Genomic DNA, 18,257 nt, shown 5'->3' on the forward strand with positions numbered 1-18,257 from the left:
GTCCGCCCGCCGCCCCCTGGCCGGGCGATCCGGGCGGCCCATCCATGCCGGGCCACAGGGTCCGTTACTGTTTTTGTCGGGAAGCCAAGCCGCATGTCAGACTGTCTGTTCGCCCGTTACCTTACGCATGTGCGCGATGCGTTGCGCACGATCATGCCCGACCTGCCGGATGCGGCACTAGCACGGGTCGAGGTCACGCCCACCCGTGATCCCGCGCATGGTGATCTGGCGACCAATGCGGCCCTTGTCATTTCCAAGGCCGCCCGCCGCCGCCCGGCCGAGATCGCGGCCGGACTGGTCACCGCCCTTGCCACGGTTCCCGGCATCGCGCGGGCGGAGGTGGCGGGCCCCGGTTTCGTCAACATGCACCTGACCCCCGCCGTGTGGCAGGGCGTGGCCCGGGCCGTGCTGGCGGCGGGTGAGGGCTATGGCACCTCCACCGCCGGGAACGGGGTGAAGGTGAATGTGGAATATGTCTCCGCCAACCCCACGGGGCCGATGCATGTCGGCCACTGCCGGGGGGCCGTGGTGGGGGATGTGCTGGCCAACCTGCTGGCCAAGGCGGGCTATGCCGTCACCAAGGAATATTACATCAATGATGCCGGCGCGCAGGTGATCGCGCTGGCATGGGCCACCTACTGGCGCTACCTGCAGGCCCTTGGCACCAGCGTGGGCGAGGCGGAATTCGCGCAGTCCGTGCCCGGTGGCGCGATCCAGTACGGCGGCGACTACCTTGTGTCCGTAGGCCGGGCGCTGGCTGAAAGGCATGGTGACGCGCTGGCCGCCCCCGGCCTGCGGCCTGCCGAACCCGCGCTGTGGCTGGACACCGTGAAGACGGAAGCGGTGGATACCATGATGGGCATGATCCGCGAGGATCTGGCCGCCCTTGGCGTGCATCATGATGTCTTTACCAGCGAGGCGAAGATCCTGGCCGATGGCGAGACCGATCGCGCCATCGCGGCACTTGATGCCAAGGGCCTGATTTACGAAGGCGTGCTGGAACCGCCCAAGGGCAAGCTGCCCGATGACTGGGAAGCCCGGCCCCAGACCCTGTTCCGCTCCACCGAATTTGGCGATGACGTGGACCGCCCGCTGCGCAAGTCGGACGGGTCGAACACCTATTTCGCCAATGATATCGGCTACCATGCCGACAAGATCCGCCGCGGCGCTGATGTGCTGGTGGATGTGTGGGGCGCGGACCATGGCGGCTACGTCACCCGCATGAAGGCGGCCGTGGCCGCGCTGGCGACCGATGGTCGCCCCGTGCTGGACGTGCTTTTGTGCCAGATCGTGCGCATCGTGCGTGATGGGCAGCCGGTGCGCATGTCCAAGCGCGCGGGCACGTTCGTCACCCTGCGTGACCTGATTGACGAGGTGGGGCGTGACGCCGTGCGCTTTACCATGCTGACGCGCAAGGCCGATGCCCAGATGGAGTTCGATCTGGACCAGGTGGTGGCGCAGAGCCGCGACAACCCGGTCTTTTACGTGCAGTACGCCCATGCGCGCTGCCGTTCGGTGCTGCGTGCGGCGGCCGAAATGGTGGAAAAGGGCGTTTTTGATCTGTCCACCACCCCCGCCAGCCTGGGTGATGCCGACCTGTCCGGCCTGACATCGGATGCGGAGCTTGCCCTGCTCCGGCGCATGGCGCAGTGGCCCCGCATGGTTGAGTCGGCTGCCAGCGCGCATGAACCGCACCGGATTGCCTTCTATCTCAATGAACTGGCATCGGATTTCCATGCCCTGTGGAACCGGGGGCGTGATGATGCCACCCTGCGCTTCCTGCAGGAGCATGATGTAGCCACCACCCGCATGAAGCTCGCCCTTGTCGAGGCAACGGCAACCGTGCTGCGTTCGGGGATGAAAGTGCTCGGCGTGCAGCCGGTCGAGGAGATGCGATGAGTCCAGACGAAACGCCGCCCCCCGGCGGCACCCGCGATGACAGGCCGGACAACCCGCCTGCGCCCGATCCGTATGCCGAGCGCCCCAGGACCGTGCGTGAACGCATGGGGGCGGATTCCGACCCCGACCGCGAACAGCGCACCCCGATGGAGCCATCCGATGACATCCGTCCCGCCGCGTCCGCGCGGGGCAGGGGGGGCTTTGACATCAGGGGGCTGCTGGGCCGTGTGGCGGGCAGCAGCCTGCTGGGTGATGACCCGCTTACGCGCAGGCTGGTCTATGGTGCCGCGGGGCTTGGTGGCGTGCTGGTGGTGGCCATTGGCGGCTGGTCGCTGTTCGGGCACCATCAGGCCGGTATTCCCGTGCTGGGTCCGCCGCCGGGGCCGGTGCGCGTCAAGCCTGCCGATCCGGGCGGCATGCAGATACTGGGGGCGGCCGATGGCATGCCCGCCGATGGCGGTGTGATGCGTCTCTCTCCCCCGCCTGAACAGCCCCAGCCCGATGCCATGGCCCGCCAGTATGGCCAGACGGCCACGGGCGACGGGAATGGCGCCCCCCCCCCGGCAGGAAACGCGGCCGGTGCCCCGGCAGGCCCGCAGCCCGCGCCCGCGCAGCCTGCTGCCACAGCCGACGTGCCGGCCACCACACCGTCCGCCCCGCCCGCACCCGCCCAGCCGGTGCCACAGGAGGAGACGCAGGCGGATGCCCCGGCCCCCGAAGCCGCCGCCCCCGCGCCCCGGCACCTGCCGGCACCGGTGCCGCGCGCGGCCGGCAGCGCCACTCAGGGCACGGGCGGCTATGGCGTGCAGCTTGCCGCCCTTGACACGCATGAGGCGGCGCTGAAAAGCTGGTCGCACCTGGCCGGCCGCTATCCCGACGTGTTCGGCTCCTACCAGCCCACCGTGGTGGAGGCGCAGCGCGGCGGCAAGACGTTCTATCGCCTGCGGGTCAAGGGACTGGGCAAGGCGCAGGCCACATCGCTGTGCGAGAAGGCAAAGGCGAAGGGCCTGCCGTGCGACCTGGTCCATTCCTGATCATCCCATGACACGCGACCACCCGCCACGGCCGGGGCCGGCAGGCGGGGGGGACGCATCCGCCGCCCCGGCCGCGCCAGCCTCGGCCCCCATCGTGCATCTGGAGGGGTTCGAGGGGCCGATGGACCTGCTGCTGGAACTGGCCCGCGCGCAGAAGGTGGACCTGTGGCGCATCTCGATCTTGCAGCTGGTGGAGCAGTACCTGGCTGTGGTGCGCGCGGCACCCGGCGTGGTGCGGCTGGAACAGGCGGCGGACTGGCTGGTCATGGCGGCCTGGCTGGCGTGGCTCAAGTCGCGCCTGCTTCTGCCAGACGATGACGAGGAAGCCACCGATGCGGAGGAAGCCGCCGCCCTGCTGCATGAACGGCTGCTGGAACTGGAGCGCATGGTCCAGCTTGGCCGCTGGCTGGGCGCGCGCGCGCAACTGGGGTTTGATGTGTTCGAGCGTGGTCAGGCGGAAAGCCTGGTGGCGGTTGACCGTTCGGGCCTTGCGGTTGACGTGCCGCAGCTCATGCGCGGTTACATGGCGGCCATGCGCAGGCGGGCGCGCCGCCATGTCTACCAGCCGCGCGTGCTGCGCTTCTGGACCGTGCAGGACGCGCTGGGCCGCCTTGGGCGGATGCTGGGCACGCATGATGCGCGGGCGCGGTGGTGCGGGCTGGAGCATTTCCTGCCCCCCGCCCTGCCGCCCCAGCCCGACATGACGGACACCATGGTGCGGACCGGCCGCCGGGCCGCCGTGGCCGGTACCCTGCTGGCCAGTCTGGAAATGGCGCGCAACGGCACGATCGAACTCCAGCAGGACGAGCAGTTCGGCCGTATCCTGCTGCGTGAGCGCATGGATGGGAAGAGACACGAACACAACCCGGAAAGGACATGGCCCGATGACAGATGAGCCGCAGCTCGACCTGCTACCCGATGATATGCCTGTGCCGCCGGTATCGGTGCGCGCGTTCTCGCTGCGGCTGGTCGAGGCGCTGATCTTCGCCCGTGCCGACCCGCTGAGCACGCGCGCCATAGCCGAGGTCCTGACCGCGCAGGGCGGCATCCCGCATGATGTCACGGACCGTGACGCCTATGTCACCGCCACCCTTTCGGCACTTGGGGCGCAGTATGCCGGGCGTGGCGTGGTACTGGTGGAGGTGGCGGGGGGCTGGCAGTTCCGCACGGCGCCCGACCTGGCCCCGCGCCTGACCCGCGTCATGCCGCGCCCGCGCAGGCTTGCGCGCTCGACCATGGAAACACTGGCCATCATCGCCTATCATCAGCCCTGCACCCGTGCCGAGATCGAGGAAATCCGTGGCGTGAGCCTGAGCCAGCAGGTGCTGGACACCCTGCTGGAAGCGGAGCTGATCGTGCCGCTGGGCCGCAAGGAGGTGCCGGGGCGGCCCATCCTGTGGGGCACGTCGGCGGGGTTCCTGCGGCATTTCGGGCTGAAGGACCTGGGTGACCTGCCCCGGCGCGAGGAACTGCTGGTGGATGTGCCCGATACCGGCCCGGTTCCCGGCATGCCGGTGGCGGAGGGGCTGCCGCCAGAGGGAAGCGTGCCAGAGGGGAGCCTGCCAGAGGGGCGCATGCCAGGGCAGGATGCGCCGGAATGGGATGTGCCGGAATGGGATGCGCCAGAAGGGAATCCAGCAGGGAAGTCGGCAGGGGACGGCATGGCGGAGCGGGCGGAGTCCGCTGCACTGGACCCCGATGCGCCGGACGAGGTTCCTGACCCGCCCGCGTCGTGATAGGTGTGCGGGACGATATGGTGGTATGCGGGCCTGCGCGGATGGATGGACGGCCGCGCGGTGGGGAAGGAAACTGGTCATGTTCGATTTCGCGTGGTCTGAATTTGCCCTGATCGGGGTGGTGGGCCTGCTCCTGATCGGACCAAAGGACATGCCGGTCGCCATCCGCACGGTCACCGGGCTGATCAAGAAGGCGCGGGGGCTTGCAACCGAATTCCAGTCCCATGTGGATGAAATGGTGCGCGAGGCCGACCTGACGGAAGCCCGTGACCAGCTGGGCCAGCTCCGGCGGATGAACGTGCGTGACAGGATCATGGACACGATCGACCGTGATGGCGCATTGCGACGCTCGCTGGATGATACGCGGCAGGTGGCGGGCTCCGCCCTGTCCACTGCCGTCACGCCGCCGCCGGCGGCCGATGCGCTGCCCGAACAGAAAATTCCCGCGCGCCATTACATTCCGCCCCTTGCCCGGCCCGATCCGCATGCGGAGGGGGTGGATGTGGCGGATGCCCCGGCCTTCCTGCCGCCGCGCGCGGCCCGCCGCATTGCCGCCGAACTGCCCGCCCTGACCCCGCCCGCCTTCCTGCCGCCGGTGCGTGTCATCCATCGGGGGCAGCGCGTTTCCGTGACCGATGGCGGGCGGGAATAAGACCAAGATGGATGCAGGAGACGAGACCCTGAAGCCCGATGATTCGATCAACGACCAGCCCATGCCGCTGCTTGAGCATCTGGTCGAATTGCGGCGCAGGCTGCTGTGGTCCATGGCGTCGTTCGTGGTGTGCTTTGCCGTCTGTTACTATTATTCGGAACAGATCTACTTCTTCCTGGCCAGGCCGCTGGGCGACATCATGCGCCAGAAGGGCGAACAGCCACACCTGATCTATACCGCGCTGTACGAAGCCTTCTTCACCTACATGAAGGTGGCCTTCTTCGGTGCGGCCTGCCTGTCGTTCCCCATGGTGGCGGTGCAGGCGTGGATCTTCATCGCACCGGGGCTGTACCGTAGCGAGAAGCGGGCTTTTGCCCCGTTCCTTGTGGCCACCCCCATCATGTTCGCAATCGGTGCGGCGCTGGCCTATTATTTCATCTTCCCCGCCGCGTGGAAGTTCTTCCTGTCGTTCCAGACGGCGGACGGACAGGACGGCTTGCAGATCGAACTGCAGGCCAAGGTGTCGGAATATCTTTCGCTGGTGATGAAGCTGATCATGGCGTTCGGCATGGCGTTCGAACTGCCGGTGGTGCTGACCCTCATGGCGCGGGTGGGGCTGGTGACGTCAAAGGGGCTGGCGCGTGTGCGGCGCTATGCCTATGTGGGCGCGTTCGTGGCCGCCGCCATCCTGACCCCGCCCGACGTGATTACCCAGACCGGGCTGGCCGTGCCGCTGATCGGGCTGTACGAAATATCCATTCTCTGCGCCCGCCTTGTCGAGCCGCGCACCCCGCCTGAAGACACCGAGGAGACCACCTGATGCATGACCTGCGTGCCCTTCGCGCCGATCCTGACGGTTTTGATGCTGACCTGAAGCGGCGGGGCGAGCCTGCCGTGGCGCAGGCCGTATTGCTGCTGGACCATGACCGCCGCGCCGCTGAAACCGCGCTGCAGGAACTGCAGGCGCGGCGCAAGCAGATTTCCCGGGAAATCGGGGCCATGCGCCGATCCGGTGCGGATACGTCCGCGCTGGAAGCCGAGGTGACCGGCGCCAAGGCCCATATGGAGGCACTGCAGGCCCGCGTTGATGATCTGGATGGCCAGATCCGTGGCACGCTGGAACGCCTGCCCAACCGGCTGGATGAAAGCGTGCCCGCAGGCGCGGATGAGAGCGGCAACGTGCAGGTGCACCAGCACGGCACGCCGCCCGAATTCGCCTTTGCCGCGCGCGAGCATTTCGAGCTGGGCGAAGCGCTTGGCCTGATGGATTTCGAGACCGCATCCCGCCTGTCGGGCGCGCGGTTCGTGGTGCTGCGCGGTCAGCTTGCGCGCATGGAGCGGGCGCTGGGCCAGTTCATGCTGGACCTGCACACGGGTGAAAACGGGTACGAGGAAACCGCCGTGCCCGTGCTGGTCAATAACGAGGCGATGTATGGCACGGACAAGCTGCCCAAATTCGCCGACCAGTCCTTCCGCACCGAAGATGGCCGCTGGCTGATCCCCACGGCGGAGGTACCGCTGACCGCCAGCGTCGCGGGGCAGATCCTGCCCGCGGGCGTGCTGCCGCAGCGTCTGGTTGCCCTGTCTTCCTGCTTCCGTAGCGAGGCGGGGGCGGCAGGGCGCGATACACGCGGCATGCTGCGCCAGCACCAGTTCCAGAAGGTGGAGATGGTCAGCATCACCACGCCAGAGGAGAGCGACGCCGAGCACGAGCGCATGACCCGCTGCGCGGAAATGGTGCTGGAAAAGCTGGGCATTCCCTACCGCCGCATGCTGCTGTGCGCGGGCGATACCGGCTTTGGCGCGGCCAGGACGTTTGACCTTGAGGCATGGCTGCCGGGGCAGAAGGCGTGGCGTGAGATCTCGTCCTGCTCCACCACGCGCGATTTCCAGGCCCGGCGCCTGAATGCCCGCTATCGCGCGGCCGATGGCAAGCCTGCCTTTGTCCATACCCTGAACGGGTCGGGCCTTGCCGTGGGTCGCACGCTGATTGCGGTCATGGAGAATTACCAGACCGCGGACGGCAGCATCACGGTGCCGGATGTGCTGCGGCCCTATATGGGCGGCATTGAAGTCATTCGTAGCGCATAAACATCAGCCCACGAAATGGGTGGAAAACCCAAGGACGTTTCTGGTGAAGCTTTTTGCAAAAAGCTTCAGGGAACGCCGCCTTTTTGAAAAAAGGCGGCACCCAAAAACGTTCATTCCTTATCAACAGGTTATCTAAATCCCGTTCAGCGCCCCTTGCGGTGGGGGCGCTTGCCCTTTGGCGGGCCGCCCCCATCGCGGCCACGGCGTCCGGACGGGTTGGCGCGGCTGTCCGGGCGGAAGGGGGATGCATTGGGTGCGCGGGCGCGGATGCTCTGCTGGCGCAGCACGTCCTCGATCCATTCATCAAGGCGCGCGGTGGTCCCCTCGGCTTCCTCACGGTTGACATAGGTCTCGGGGAAGCGCAGCGCCAGCCACCGCCAGGCCACCAGCCGCTTGTGGCGCTTTTCGGCCCGTTCCAGTTCCGTGCGCTCGGCGCGTTCGGCGGCGGGCAGGCGGCCCGTGCCCGGGGGCGGCACGGTATTGCCCGCGGCGTGGTCCGCCGCCCAGTGCACCAGGCGCTGGATGCCGTTGTCGCGGTCATCGACCGGGCACATGGCGTAAACCCAGCGCTGGGCCAGCGTCAGGTCGGGAACACCTTCCAGTGCGGTGGCAATGGCAAAGGCCTGTTCCATGTTGGCCAGCCGGTAATTGGGGTCGTCGCGCCGCAGCACCGCGCGGCGGATGCGCACCAGAACGCCAAACAGGCTGTCCGACCCGATCTCGGCCGCCACGGCCTGCACGATGTCCGCATCCGGCTGCACCTGCGGGCGCATATCCTCGATCGGCTGCGGGGGGGCCGCCAGCATGGCATGGATGAAGGACGGGCTGCCCACCCCTTCCAGCACGGCCACCACACCCTGTTCATGCTTGCCAAAGCGCCCGGCACGGCCGCCGATCTGCTTGACTTCCTGCGGGTTGAGGTCGCGCGTCTGGTTGCCGTCATATTTGCGCAGGGCGGCAAAGACCACGCGGCGGATGGTCAGGTTCAGCCCCATGCCGATGGCATCGGTTGCGATCAGGATGTCGGCATCGCCATTGTTGAAGCGCTGCGCCTCCGCCCGGCGGACTTCGGGGCTGAGCGCGCCATACACCACCGCCACCCGCTTGCCATGCGCCAGCAGCAGGGCGCGCAGGTCCAGTACCTCACGGCGCGAGAAGGCGATCAGCGCATCGTGCTTCTGCAGTTCATGCAGGCTGACCGCGCGTTCGGCGGCGACCAGCGGGCTCTTGCGCTCCAGACGGATCTCGTCAATCGGGTCGCCGCACAGTTCGGCAATGCGCCGGACCATGGGAATGCAGTCCGGCGCCCCCAGAATGAACAGGTGCCGCGCCGGCGCGCCCATGATGGCCGCCGTCCACGCCGCCCCCCGGTCGGGGTCGGTCAGCATCTGGGCTTCGTCAATGATGGCCACATCGACCGGGTTGTTCAGCGGGCACATTTCCACGGTCGCGGCCAGGTGGCGGCTGCCGGGCACGTCGATGCGTTCCTCTCCCGTGGCGAGCGAGGTCGGCACGCCGCGCGCGGTCAGCGACTCGCGGAACTCATGGGCCAGCAGCCGCAGCGGCGCCAGCGCCAGCCCGCTTTCGGCCCGCGCCAGCGCGTCCAGTGCCGTGTGGGACTTGCCGCTGTTGGTCGGCCCCGTGACCAGCGTGATCCGGCGCTTCAGCGCGCGCGCGGTGCGGAAATGGGCGGCATAGCGGTCAAGGGCCGCGACCTGGGCTATGACGGCGTTGCCGATGCGCTGGTTGCCCAGGTCGGGGGCCAGTGGTGCCCGGCCCGGCCCCTGCGGGCCCTCCCTGCGCCATTGGGGCAGGTTCTGGCGCAGAGCCATAAGCTCGCCGGGATCAAACTCCCAGCGTTCCTGCCCGCCTGCCTGCGGCACGCGGCGGGCGACGGGCAGGCGGTTTTCGGCAATCCAGCGCAGCGCCTCACGCTGGGAGCAGCGCAGCAGGCCGGGCACGTCGCTGAAGGGGACAAGGCTTTTTTCCCACTCCCGCAGGCGCAGGACTTCCTCGCGCCGGCGGGTGCGCGCCGTCTCCTCTATGCGGGCATCGCGGTCCTTGCGGCTGGTGTCCTCGCGCTCCAGTTCGGTGGCGAAGGCTTCGGGGTCGGCCACGGCAAAGGCATCGGCCACGGCCAGTGCCAGGGTGCGGATCTCGGTGGGCGCAAGGGTGCGGCCCGTGCCGTCAAACAGGTCGCCGCGCACATTGTCCATGGCGGCGCGGGGCGTGTCGCCCTGCGCGCGCAGCTTTTCGCGCAGGACGGGGGTAAGGGCGGCCAGCAGGCGGGCATCATCGGGTTCGGGGTCATCCACCGTCATGGCGGCGGCTTCGGTATCCGCGCGCGTAACCCATACCTGCCCTGCACGGCGCGTAAGGTCCATGAGGCGCGAGCCCCACGGCTTGCGGCGCACGGTGCACAGGGCGGCGCGGAAGGCGGCATCGTCTATCCGCTGGGCACCGGGGAGCAGCATGCGGGCGATCACACGCTCCAGCTTGGGGCGTTCGCGGGTTTCAACATGCAGCCCGGTTGCGGCAATCGCCGCGTCCAGCGCCAGCAGGGCAGGGGCGGCCCGGTCGGGGAATTCAGAAGTCATACTGCCTATGTGCGTCATCCGGGCTGCGGGGACAATGGACATCAGTACTTGCATCCGCAGGGGAAATCATTGAATAGAAGCCCGCATCGTACGCATGTGACGTGACATGAGCGCCCCGGAATGGGCATTGTGCGGTGAATTCAGCTTCCCGTGGCGCGAGATATGTTTGTTTGTGCTGGAATTCCACGCTGTGGATGGCCTAGACATGCCCGCCTGAGCGATATCGTTGTGGGGCGCATGTTTCAGGAAGTCCTGGGTCTGCGTCATATCCAGCCGGGAGAGTGATAACCAAATGTCCGATACGTTGATTGTGCCAACCGCTGAGACCATGCTCACCGGCCTTGCCCCGGTAGAGGGGCAGGCAGGCGTGTTCCACCTTGCCGAACCGACCAAGGAATACGGCCACCTGAACGCGGAGACCGTGCTGTCCGTCCATCACTGGACCGACCGGCTGTTCAGCTTTACCACCACGCGCGACCCGGCCTTGCGCTTCGAGAACGGCCAGTTCACGATGATCGGCATCGAGGTCGAGGGCAAGCCGCTGCTGCGTGCCTACAGCATTGCCAGCGCGAATTACGAGGACCACCTCGAATTCCTGTCCATCGCCGTGCCCGATGGTCCGCTCACCTCCCGCCTGCGCCACGTCAAGGTGGGGGACAAGGTGCTGATCGGCCGCAAGCCCGTCGGCACCCTGCTGCTGGACAACCTGCGTCCGGGCCGTAACCTGTATTTCCTGTCCACCGGCACGGGGCTTGCGCCCTTCATGAGCCTGATCAAGGACCCGGAATGCTATGAGCGTTACGAGCACGTGATCCTGAGCCACACGGTGCGCATCTCGGGTGAGCTGGCCTATGCCAACCACATCCGCCACGAACTGCCCGAGCACGAGTTCCTGGGCGAGGACGTGAAGGGCAAGCTGTTGTACTACCCCGCCGTGACGCGCGAAGCCTTTGCCGTGACCGACCGCATCACCAGGCTGATCGAGACGGGCAAGATCTTTACCGACCTGAACATCCCGGCGCTCGACCCCGAGCATGACCGTGTCATGATCTGCGGTTCGCCCGAAATGCTGGCCGATACGGAAAAGCTGCTACAGGACCGTGGCTTTGACGAGGGGAACAACTCCCACCCCGGCGCCTATGTGGTGGAAAAGGCGTTCGCTGAACGCTGATCCCGCCCGCGCCCCCGGCCATGCTGCATGGCCGGGGTTTTTTATTGGCCCCGCCCCATAGCGCGGCGGGATGGCCGGAGTGACGCCTGTCCTTGCCGTCTTTCCGGCCCAGACAGGATGCACAACCGGCAATGAGTCATGATTTTGATCTGTTCGTAATTGGCGCGGGCTCCGGTGGGGTGCGCTGCGCGCGCATCGCGGCCAGCCATGGCGCGCGCGTGGCGGTGGCGGAAAGCCGGCACTGGGGCGGCACCTGCGTCAACCTTGGCTGCGTGCCCAAGAAGCTTATGGTACAGGCCAGTGACTATGGTGACTGGGTGGAGGACAGCCACGGCTTTGGCTGGAACACAAAGCGCGGCCAGCATGACTGGGCCGCCCTGATCGCCGCCAAGGACCGGGAGATCGAACGCCTTAACGGCATCTATGTCTCCATGCTGGAAAAGGCGGGCGTGGCGCTGTTTACCGGCCATGCCACGCTGGAGGATGCGCATACCGTCCGCATCGATCCTTCGCCGCTGGCCCCGCAGGCGCAACCCCGCCGTGTTACGGCTGCGCGTATTGTCATTGCCGTGGGCTCCACCCCCACCCTGCCGAAAATACCGGGTGCGGAACATGCCATTTCCTCCGACGAGGCTTTCCATCTCAAGGACCGCCCCGAACGGGTCTGCATGGTCGGGGGCGGCTATATCGGGGTGGAGTTCGCCGGGATATTCCGTGGCTTCGGCTCGGAGGTGGATCTGGTCTACCGCCAGCCCCAGCCCCTGCGCGGGTTCGATACCGACCTGCGCCACGCGGTGCATGATGCCATTGACCTGCGCGGTATCCGCCAGCATGCCGGGGCTTCCCCCACCGAAATCGGGAAACAGGCGGATGGCAGCCTTGTCGTAAGCCTTGATAACGGCACGCGGATCGAAACCGACTGCGTGTTCTTCGCCACCGGCCGCCATCCCAAGGTCACCCATCTGGGCCTGACGCAGGCAGGGGTGGCGATGCAGGAGAACGGGCGGGTGATCGTGGATGAAAACAGCGAGACATCCGTCCCCGGCATCTATGCCATTGGCGATGTGACCAACCGGCTGAACCTGACGCCCGTCGCCATTGCCGAGGGGCACAACCTGGCCGACCGCCTGTTTGGCAAGGGCCCCCCGCGCCAGTGGTGCTATGCCACCACGCCCAAGGCCGTGTTCTTCACCCCCACCGTTGCCAGCGTTGGCCTGACGGAGGCCGAAGCCGCGAAAGAAGGCGATGTGGACGTCTATGTCAGCCGCTTCCGCCCCATGCGCAACACGCTTAGTGGCCGCGCACAGCACACGTTCATGAAGCTGGTGGTCGATCAGGCCAGCCAGGTTGTGGTGGGCGCGCACATGCTGGGCGATGACGCGCCCGAAATCATGCAGGGGCTGGCCATTGCGGTCACCGCGCGGCTGACCAAGGCGGACTGGGACCGCACCATCGGCATCCATCCCACTGCGGCGGAAGAATTCGTGACCATGCGCACCCGCACGCGCGTCACGCCCCACAAGGTGGACTGAAACAGAATAGAAGTTTTTGGGTGCCGCCTTTTTTCAAAAAGGCGGCGTTCTCTGAAGTTTTTCGGAAAACAGCTTCACCAAAAACGCCTTCCCGGTCCTTAAATAAAAAAACCGTTGCCGGAGTGGACCTGGCAACGGTTTTTTTCATGTATCGGGCAGGGACCCCTAGCGCGGCGCGACCCAGCCATTGCCGGTGGAATCACCAAGCTGGCCATCGCCATTGATCCCGCTGCTCTGGTAGGCGGAACCGAATTTCGACAGGTCGGTGCCGGTTACGGAATCACGGTGCACATGCTCCAGATGATCGGGGTCCGGCCCATGGTTCAGTTCCATGGAGGGCGCTTCCTCATAGCCGGGCGGCAGGTGGCTGCGCTGGCCGTGGACGGTCATCCTGTCCTCGTTCTGGCTGCTGCTGTCATCCGTGTCCTGTGGCGCGGCCATGGCCGTCACGCTGAACAGGCACAGCCCTGCGGACAGGGCGGTTAAGAGTTTCCCACGCGTCGTGGCCATGATCCGTCATCCTTTTACCGGGGTGGGCAGCATGCCAACCCTGCGCCACAAGGAAAAGGCGTGGTCTGGCAGGCCAACCATGTCGGTTTTACATATGGGTGAAGCCCGTTTGCAATGCGACCGTTAACTGCATGGTCCAGGCAACTTTGTGGCCCGGATGCAACATATGTTTCCCGTGCGGTGCGCCATCATGCGCGCCGGCGGCAGAACAGGCTTTGCCATGGCGGGGTTTTTTCGACATAAAGACTGCCCTTCCGCCACGGGCGGCGGGAACAGTCTTGTATCAAGAGGAATTAGGATCCGACCCATGAGTGCGACGCACAGCCATAACAGTTCTTCCCGGCAGGCCTGGACGCCGGAGAGCTGGCGGTCGTTTCCGGCGCGGCAGATGCCGCGATACCCCGACGAGGCAGCGCTGGAGGGCGTGGAGGCGCGCCTGCGCCGCTACCCGCCCCTGGTCTTTGCCGGTGAGGCCCGCCGCCTGCGCGCCCATCTGGCCAAGGCGGCCAGCGGGCAGGCCTTCGTGCTGCAGGGCGGCGCGTGCGCCGAAAGCTTCAATGAGTTCACGGCTGATATCGTGCGCGACACCTTTCGGGTGCTGCTGCAGATGGCGGTGGTGCTGACCTTTGGCGCCAAGGTGCCGGTCATCAAGATCGGGCGCATGGCGGGGCAGTACGCCAAGCCGCGCTCGTCCGATGACGAGACGAAGGACGGCGTGACGCTGCCTTCCTACCGGGGGGACATCATCAACGGGTCCGATTTTACCGAATCCGCCCGTGTGCCCGACCCGAAGCGGATGGAGACGGGGTATTTCCAGTCCGTCGGCACCATGAACCTGCTGCGCGCGTTTGCCAGCGGCGGCTATGCCAACCTGCACGAGGTGCATCGCTGGAACCTGGGCTTTGTCGAGCGCTCGCCGCTGGCCCAGCGCTATGGCCAGCTTGCCGAACGCATCGGCGAGACGCTGGACTTCATGGCGGCGTGCGGCCTGACGGCGGCCACCACCCCCCAGATTGACGAGACCGAGTTCTACACCTCGCACGAGGCCCTGCTGCTGCCCTACGAGCAGGCGCTGACCCGCATCGATTCGACATCGGGCGAGTGGTATGACTGCTCGGCCCATTTCGTGTGGATCGGGGACCGTACCCGCCAGCCCGAAGGCGCGCATGTCGAGTTCCTGCGCGGGGTGCGCAACCCCATCGGGATCAAGGTCGGTCCCACCACCACCATCGAGGACCTGGAGCAGCTGCTCGATATCCTCAACCCGTCCGATGAAGCCGGGCGCATCTCGCTCATCTCGCGCATGGGCGCGGGCAAGGTGCGTGACCACCTGCCGCCGCTGCTCGGGAAAGTGATGGCCACAGGCCGCACCGTCACATGGTTGTGTGATCCCATGCACGGCAACACCAGCTCGACCTCGACGGGGGTCAAGACGCGGTCGTTTGATGCCATCCTGTCGGAGATTCACGGGTTTTTCGACGTGTTCGAGGCCGCGGGCGCCCATCCCGGCGGTGTGCATTTCGAGATGACGGGCCAGAACGTGACCGAGTGTATCGGCGGTGCCCACCGCTTGACGGAAGCCGATCTTGGTGAGCGCTATGAGACCTTCTGCGACCCGCGCCTGAATGCGGAACAGTCGCTTGAGATGGCGTTCCGCCTGTCGGAAGAACTCAAGACACGCATGCATCGCATGGCGGGCGGAGCGCGCTAGTCCCGTCAGGGACACGATCGGAGGGGCCATGACCCACGGTGAGAAGACGGTACGTGACAAGAATGCGGGCGCGGTGGAACGCGATGTGATCGCTGCCCGCACGGATGCGTATTTCAACCGTACGCGGGCCATTGTCGAACATTTCGGGGACAGGAAGGTGACCTACGCCATCTTCCTGCGCCGTCCCGTCATATCCGCTCCGCGCCTTATGGTGGACTGGCTGCATGCCGTGGCCGCCGAGCGCGGAATCGATATCGAATGCAGCCTCATGTTCCCCGAGGGGACATGGGTGGGGGCGGGTGAGCCGCTGGTTTACGTGACCGGCTCCTTCGCCCAGCTTGCCCCGCTGGAAACCCTGGTGCTCCAGCGCCTTGGCCCGGCCTGTGTGGCCGCGCATAATGCCTACCAGATGGCGCTGGCGCTGCCGCAGGTACGCTTCATGGCCATGGAGGCCCGGCACTGCGCGGGGTTTGGCATGCAGGAACAGATGGCCTATGCCGCCTCCATCGGCAGTCAGGCCGCGCAGAAGGAAGGCGCGCTGGGCTTTATCGGCGGCGCCAATGATGCAACGGCGCATTATTTCGGCACATCAAGGGGGCTGGGCACCATGCCGCATGCGCTGGTGGGCTATGCCGGCTCCACCCTGCGCGCGGCCGAGATGTTCCACGAGGTCTATCCCGAAATGGACCTGGTGGTGCTGGTGGACTATTTCGGGCGTGAGGTGACGGACGCGCTGGAAGTCTGCCGTCACTTTCCCGATCTGGCGGCGACCGGGCGGCTGGCCGTGCGGCTGGACACGCATGGCGGCCGCTTTCTGGAGGGGCTGGATCCGCAATCGTCCTATGATGTGCTGGAGCGGCACACGCCGGGCAGCATCCGCCGCTACCGTTCGGACAAGGAACTGCGCTACCTGGTGGGCACGGGGGTTTCGGCCGCCGCGATCTGGCGCATGCGTGAGGCGCTGGACGAGGCGGGATTCGCGCATGTGCGCATCATCGCCTCATCCGGGTTCAGTGTTGAAAAATGCCTGAGCATGGCCGACGCCCATGCGCCGGTTGATGTGATCGGCACCGGCTCCTTCATTCCCGATCGCTGGTCCGAGACCTATGCCACGGCGGATATCGTGGCCTATGACGATGTGCCCCGCGTCAAGGCCGGGCGCGAGTTCCTGCTGCGCCATAACCACGCGCGCTAGGCCATGCGCCGCCCCTTGGCATGTGGCTGGGGCGTGGCCTGAAAAGCCGCTTCGGGAAGGCCGCCTTTATTTTAGGGAAGATGGCCTTGCCCTGAACGTCATGCCCTTTATCAACAGGTTGCTTTTTAAACAGTCTTTAACGAAAGGCCTGATCTTGTCAGAAACCATTTTTGCCCCTGAAGGGGGCTGGCGCGTGCGGATACTGGACCTGTCGGGCGGGGCGGAAGACAGTATTGTCGAGGAAGTCGGCGGTTTTCCCGACCTGATCCAGGCCAACGCCTTTGCGCGTGCCTATGTGCGCGACAGTATCGAGCGGTGCCGCATGGCGGGTCTTTCCCCCGCCGAGGTGCTCAAGGCATGGTTTGCCTTTGGCGAGGATGCGGAGGTGCTGGAGGCAGGCGATCAGGGCTGGCGTTCCGCCAATGAACTGGATGATTTCGCGGCCCATGCGGCAACCCCGATGGAACGCGACTGGCGTGCCTTTGACCCCCGCCGCAGCGGCGATGAGGATGACGAGGCGTAAGAGCGCCCCTTAAATTCATAAAGGTTTTTGGGTGCCGCCTTTTTTAAAAGGCGGCGTTGGCGGTCCGCCTGAAAATACTTTGCCCATACGGGTTATGCACCGATACCGGCGTGTATCGGGCCTGCCTGCCAGGCGCGTGCATTCCGTGCCAGATTGCGCATGTGTTCTCTGGCATTCGGGGCGTAATCGCCGCATATAGGGGGCATGAAACTCCGTTTTGCGCCCAGCCCGACCGGGCTGATCCATGTCGGCAATGCGCGTCAGGCCATTGCCAATGCCCTGTTTGCCCGCCGTCATGGCGCCCGGTTCCTGCTGCGGATCGATGATACCGACCGCAGCCGCTCGAAAGAGGAATACGTGCAGGCCCTGCAGGACGACCTGCGCTGGCTTGGCATTGGCTGGGACGAATTCGTGCGCCAGTCGGACCGGCTGGACCGCTATGCGCTGGCCATTGAAAAGCTGAAGGCCAGCGGGCGGCTCTATCCGTGCTTTGAAAGCGAGCAGGAACTGGCCTCCAAGCGCGAGGCCCGCATCCGCATGCGCAAGCCCCCCGTCTATGACCGGGCCATGCTGCGCATGACGCCGCAGCAGCGCGCGCAGGCCGAAGCCAATGGCAAGGTGCCCTACTGGCGCTTTAAACTGTCCGACCACCGCACGGTGGAATGGAACGACCTGGTCATGGGGCCATCGCGCGTCAAGCTGCCCGCCATTTCCGACCCGGTTCTGGTCCGTGCTGATGGCACGGTGCTGTACACGCTGGCCTCGGTCGTGGATGACATGGAACTGGGTATTACCCACGTCATCCGTGGCGAGGACCATGTGACCAATACAGGTGTGCAGATCGACATTGCCGAGGCGCTGGGGGCAAAACGCAACCGCTTCACCTTCGCCCACCTGCCGCTGCTGCTTGATCAGGGTGGCGGCAAGCTGTCCAAGCGCTTCGACGGGCTGTCGATTCGGGCCTTGCGGCAGGATGGGGTCGAGCCTTCGGCCATCGTCTCCTACCTTGCCCGTCTGGGCAGCGCGGATGACCCGGAACCGCTATCGTTCGATGAACTGGCTCAAACCTATGATCTTGGCCGTGTTTCACGTTCCGCCGCGCGCTTTGACATGCGCCAGCTGCTGGGGCTGAACCGGCGCGTCATGCATGCCATGCCGTTTGAGGAAATCCGCGCACGTCTGCCCGAAGGGGCGACGGAAGCCTTCTGGCTGGCCGTGCGTGGCAATGTGGACATGGCGGGTGAACTGCGCCACTGGTGGGATGTGGTGGCGGGCGATATCGTACCCCCGGTGATTGATGAGGCGGATCGTCCCTTCCTGCTTCAGGCCCTGGGGGCGCTGCCTGCGGCGCCGTGGGATGATACGACATGGAAGACATGGACCACGGCCGTGAAAGAGGCCACGGGCCGCACGGGCCGCGCCCTGTTCCACCCGCTGCGCCTGGCGCTGACGGGGGAGGAGAGCGGGCCGGAAATGCGTGACCTGCTGCCGCTCATGGGCCGGGCACGCGTGGCTGACCGGCTACAGATCGCCGCCCGCTGATACGCAAAAAGGCCCGGTTTCACACCGGGCCTTTTCCAAAGGAGAAGAAGTTTTTGGCGAAGCT

At 66.1% G+C, this 18,257-nt stretch carries 15 protein-coding genes; 13 read left to right on the plus strand and 2 right to left on the minus strand.

What is annotated here, in order from left to right:
* The first annotated feature begins 93 nt into the window (after positions 1-93).
* The 7 genes from argS (at position 94) to serS (ending at position 7,412) form a co-directional block, all read left to right on the plus strand.
* Positions 94-1,899, plus strand: a complete 1,806-nt coding sequence (argS, locus tag CFR78_RS06465; protein WP_034929096.1) for an arginine--tRNA ligase — start codon at positions 94-96, stop codon at positions 1,897-1,899.
* Positions 1,896-2,933 carry an SPOR domain-containing protein gene (locus tag CFR78_RS06470; RefSeq protein ID WP_034929099.1) on the plus strand — a complete coding sequence of 346 codons (1,038 nt, stop codon included), beginning with the start codon at positions 1,896-1,898 and terminating at the stop codon, positions 2,931-2,933. Before argS ends, CFR78_RS06470 begins: the two co-directional genes overlap by 4 nt.
* Before the next feature lie 7 nt (positions 2,934-2,940).
* Positions 2,941-3,828 carry a segregation and condensation protein A gene (locus CFR78_RS06475; protein ID WP_034929102.1) on the plus strand — a complete coding sequence of 296 codons (888 nt, stop codon included), beginning with the start codon at positions 2,941-2,943 and terminating at the stop codon, positions 3,826-3,828.
* Positions 3,818-4,669 (plus strand): SMC-Scp complex subunit ScpB, encoded by an 852-nt coding sequence (scpB, locus tag CFR78_RS06480; RefSeq protein WP_110581043.1) that lies wholly within the window; start codon positions 3,818-3,820, stop codon positions 4,667-4,669. Before CFR78_RS06475 ends, scpB begins: the two co-directional genes overlap by 11 nt.
* A 79-nt stretch (positions 4,670-4,748) precedes the next feature.
* Positions 4,749-5,321, plus strand: a complete 573-nt coding sequence (gene tatB / locus CFR78_RS06485) for a Sec-independent protein translocase protein TatB (protein WP_034929108.1) — start codon at positions 4,749-4,751, stop codon at positions 5,319-5,321.
* 7 nt (positions 5,322-5,328) lie between these two features.
* A complete protein-coding gene (tatC, locus tag CFR78_RS06490) occupies positions 5,329-6,141 on the plus strand; it encodes a twin-arginine translocase subunit TatC (RefSeq protein WP_034929332.1) in 813 nt (270 codons plus the stop codon).
* The gene (gene serS / locus CFR78_RS06495; protein ID WP_034929111.1) at positions 6,141-7,412 is read left to right on the plus strand and encodes a serine--tRNA ligase; all 1,272 of its coding nucleotides are present in this window, start codon (positions 6,141-6,143) and stop codon (positions 7,410-7,412) included. Before tatC ends, serS begins: the two co-directional genes overlap by 1 nt.
* 143 nt (positions 7,413-7,555) lie before the next feature.
* Here serS and CFR78_RS06500 read toward each other — a convergent pair whose 3' ends face one another.
* Positions 7,556-10,009, minus strand: a complete 2,454-nt coding sequence (locus tag CFR78_RS06500; protein ID WP_034929113.1) for a helicase-related protein — start codon at positions 10,007-10,009, stop codon at positions 7,556-7,558.
* Positions 10,010-10,301: 292 nt separating this feature from the next.
* On the opposite strand from CFR78_RS06500, the gene CFR78_RS06505 reads away from it, so the two are divergent.
* Together CFR78_RS06505 and gorA are read left to right on the plus strand one after the other, a co-directional pair.
* Positions 10,302-11,180, plus strand: a complete 879-nt coding sequence (locus CFR78_RS06505) for a ferredoxin--NADP reductase (protein WP_034929117.1) — start codon at positions 10,302-10,304, stop codon at positions 11,178-11,180.
* 131 nt (positions 11,181-11,311) lie between these two features.
* Positions 11,312-12,712, plus strand: coding sequence for a glutathione-disulfide reductase (gene gorA / locus CFR78_RS06510; RefSeq protein WP_034929120.1), 1,401 nt, complete (start codon positions 11,312-11,314; stop codon positions 12,710-12,712).
* Positions 12,713-12,877: 165 nt separating this feature from the next.
* Here the strand turns inward: gorA and CFR78_RS06515 are convergent, their stop codons facing one another.
* Entirely contained in the window at positions 12,878-13,222 is a 345-nt protein-coding gene (locus tag CFR78_RS06515; RefSeq protein WP_007399107.1) for a hypothetical protein, read from the minus strand.
* A gap of 307 nt (positions 13,223-13,529) precedes the next feature.
* Here CFR78_RS06515 and CFR78_RS06520 point away from each other — a divergent pair, with 307 nt between their 5' ends.
* The 4 genes from CFR78_RS06520 to gltX all read left to right on the plus strand — a co-directional run bounded on the left by CFR78_RS06520 (position 13,530) and on the right by gltX (position 18,193).
* The gene (locus CFR78_RS06520; RefSeq protein ID WP_034929123.1) at positions 13,530-14,933 is read left to right on the plus strand and encodes a class II 3-deoxy-7-phosphoheptulonate synthase; all 1,404 of its coding nucleotides are present in this window, start codon (positions 13,530-13,532) and stop codon (positions 14,931-14,933) included.
* Between the two features lie 28 nt (positions 14,934-14,961).
* A complete protein-coding gene (locus CFR78_RS06525) occupies positions 14,962-16,128 on the plus strand; it encodes a beta/alpha barrel domain-containing protein (protein WP_034929126.1) in 1,167 nt (388 codons plus the stop codon).
* Between the two features lie 154 nt (positions 16,129-16,282).
* Positions 16,283-16,651 (plus strand): hypothetical protein, encoded by a 369-nt coding sequence (locus tag CFR78_RS06530; protein ID WP_034929128.1) that lies wholly within the window; start codon positions 16,283-16,285, stop codon positions 16,649-16,651.
* 204 nt (positions 16,652-16,855) lie between these two features.
* The gene (gltX, locus tag CFR78_RS06535; RefSeq protein ID WP_034929131.1) at positions 16,856-18,193 is read left to right on the plus strand and encodes a glutamate--tRNA ligase; all 1,338 of its coding nucleotides are present in this window, start codon (positions 16,856-16,858) and stop codon (positions 18,191-18,193) included.
* Positions 18,194-18,257 lie beyond the last annotated feature (64 nt).

The sequence above is a fragment of the Komagataeibacter rhaeticus genome, assembly GCF_003207855.1.
GTDB lineage: Bacteria > Pseudomonadota > Alphaproteobacteria > Acetobacterales > Acetobacteraceae > Komagataeibacter > Komagataeibacter rhaeticus.

Excerpts from the sequence above, each read along its gene's own strand:
- tatC (WP_034929332.1), top strand. The coding sequence starts at position 5,329 with ATGGATGCAGGAGACGAGACCCTGAAGCCCGATGATTCGATCAACGAC.
- gltX (WP_034929131.1), top strand. The coding sequence starts at position 16,856 with ATGAAACTCCGTTTTGCGCCCAGCCCGACCGGGCTGATCCATGTCGGC.
- CFR78_RS06525 (WP_034929126.1), top strand. The coding sequence starts at position 14,962 with ATGACCCACGGTGAGAAGACGGTACGTGACAAGAATGCGGGCGCGGTG.
- gorA (WP_034929120.1), top strand. The coding sequence starts at position 11,312 with ATGAGTCATGATTTTGATCTGTTCGTAATTGGCGCGGGCTCCGGTGGG.
- serS (WP_034929111.1), top strand. The coding sequence starts at position 6,141 with ATGCATGACCTGCGTGCCCTTCGCGCCGATCCTGACGGTTTTGATGCT.
- CFR78_RS06470 (WP_034929099.1), top strand. The coding sequence starts at position 1,896 with ATGAGTCCAGACGAAACGCCGCCCCCCGGCGGCACCCGCGATGACAGG.
- CFR78_RS06515 (WP_007399107.1), bottom strand. The coding sequence starts at position 13,222 with ATGGCCACGACGCGTGGGAAACTCTTAACCGCCCTGTCCGCAGGGCTG.
- argS (WP_034929096.1), top strand. The coding sequence starts at position 94 with ATGTCAGACTGTCTGTTCGCCCGTTACCTTACGCATGTGCGCGATGCG.
- scpB (WP_110581043.1), top strand. The coding sequence starts at position 3,818 with ATGACAGATGAGCCGCAGCTCGACCTGCTACCCGATGATATGCCTGTG.
- CFR78_RS06505 (WP_034929117.1), top strand. The coding sequence starts at position 10,302 with ATGTCCGATACGTTGATTGTGCCAACCGCTGAGACCATGCTCACCGGC.
- CFR78_RS06475 (WP_034929102.1), top strand. The coding sequence starts at position 2,941 with ATGACACGCGACCACCCGCCACGGCCGGGGCCGGCAGGCGGGGGGGAC.
- tatB (WP_034929108.1), top strand. The coding sequence starts at position 4,749 with ATGTTCGATTTCGCGTGGTCTGAATTTGCCCTGATCGGGGTGGTGGGC.
- CFR78_RS06500 (WP_034929113.1), bottom strand. The coding sequence starts at position 10,009 with ATGACTTCTGAATTCCCCGACCGGGCCGCCCCTGCCCTGCTGGCGCTG.
- CFR78_RS06520 (WP_034929123.1), top strand. The coding sequence starts at position 13,530 with ATGAGTGCGACGCACAGCCATAACAGTTCTTCCCGGCAGGCCTGGACG.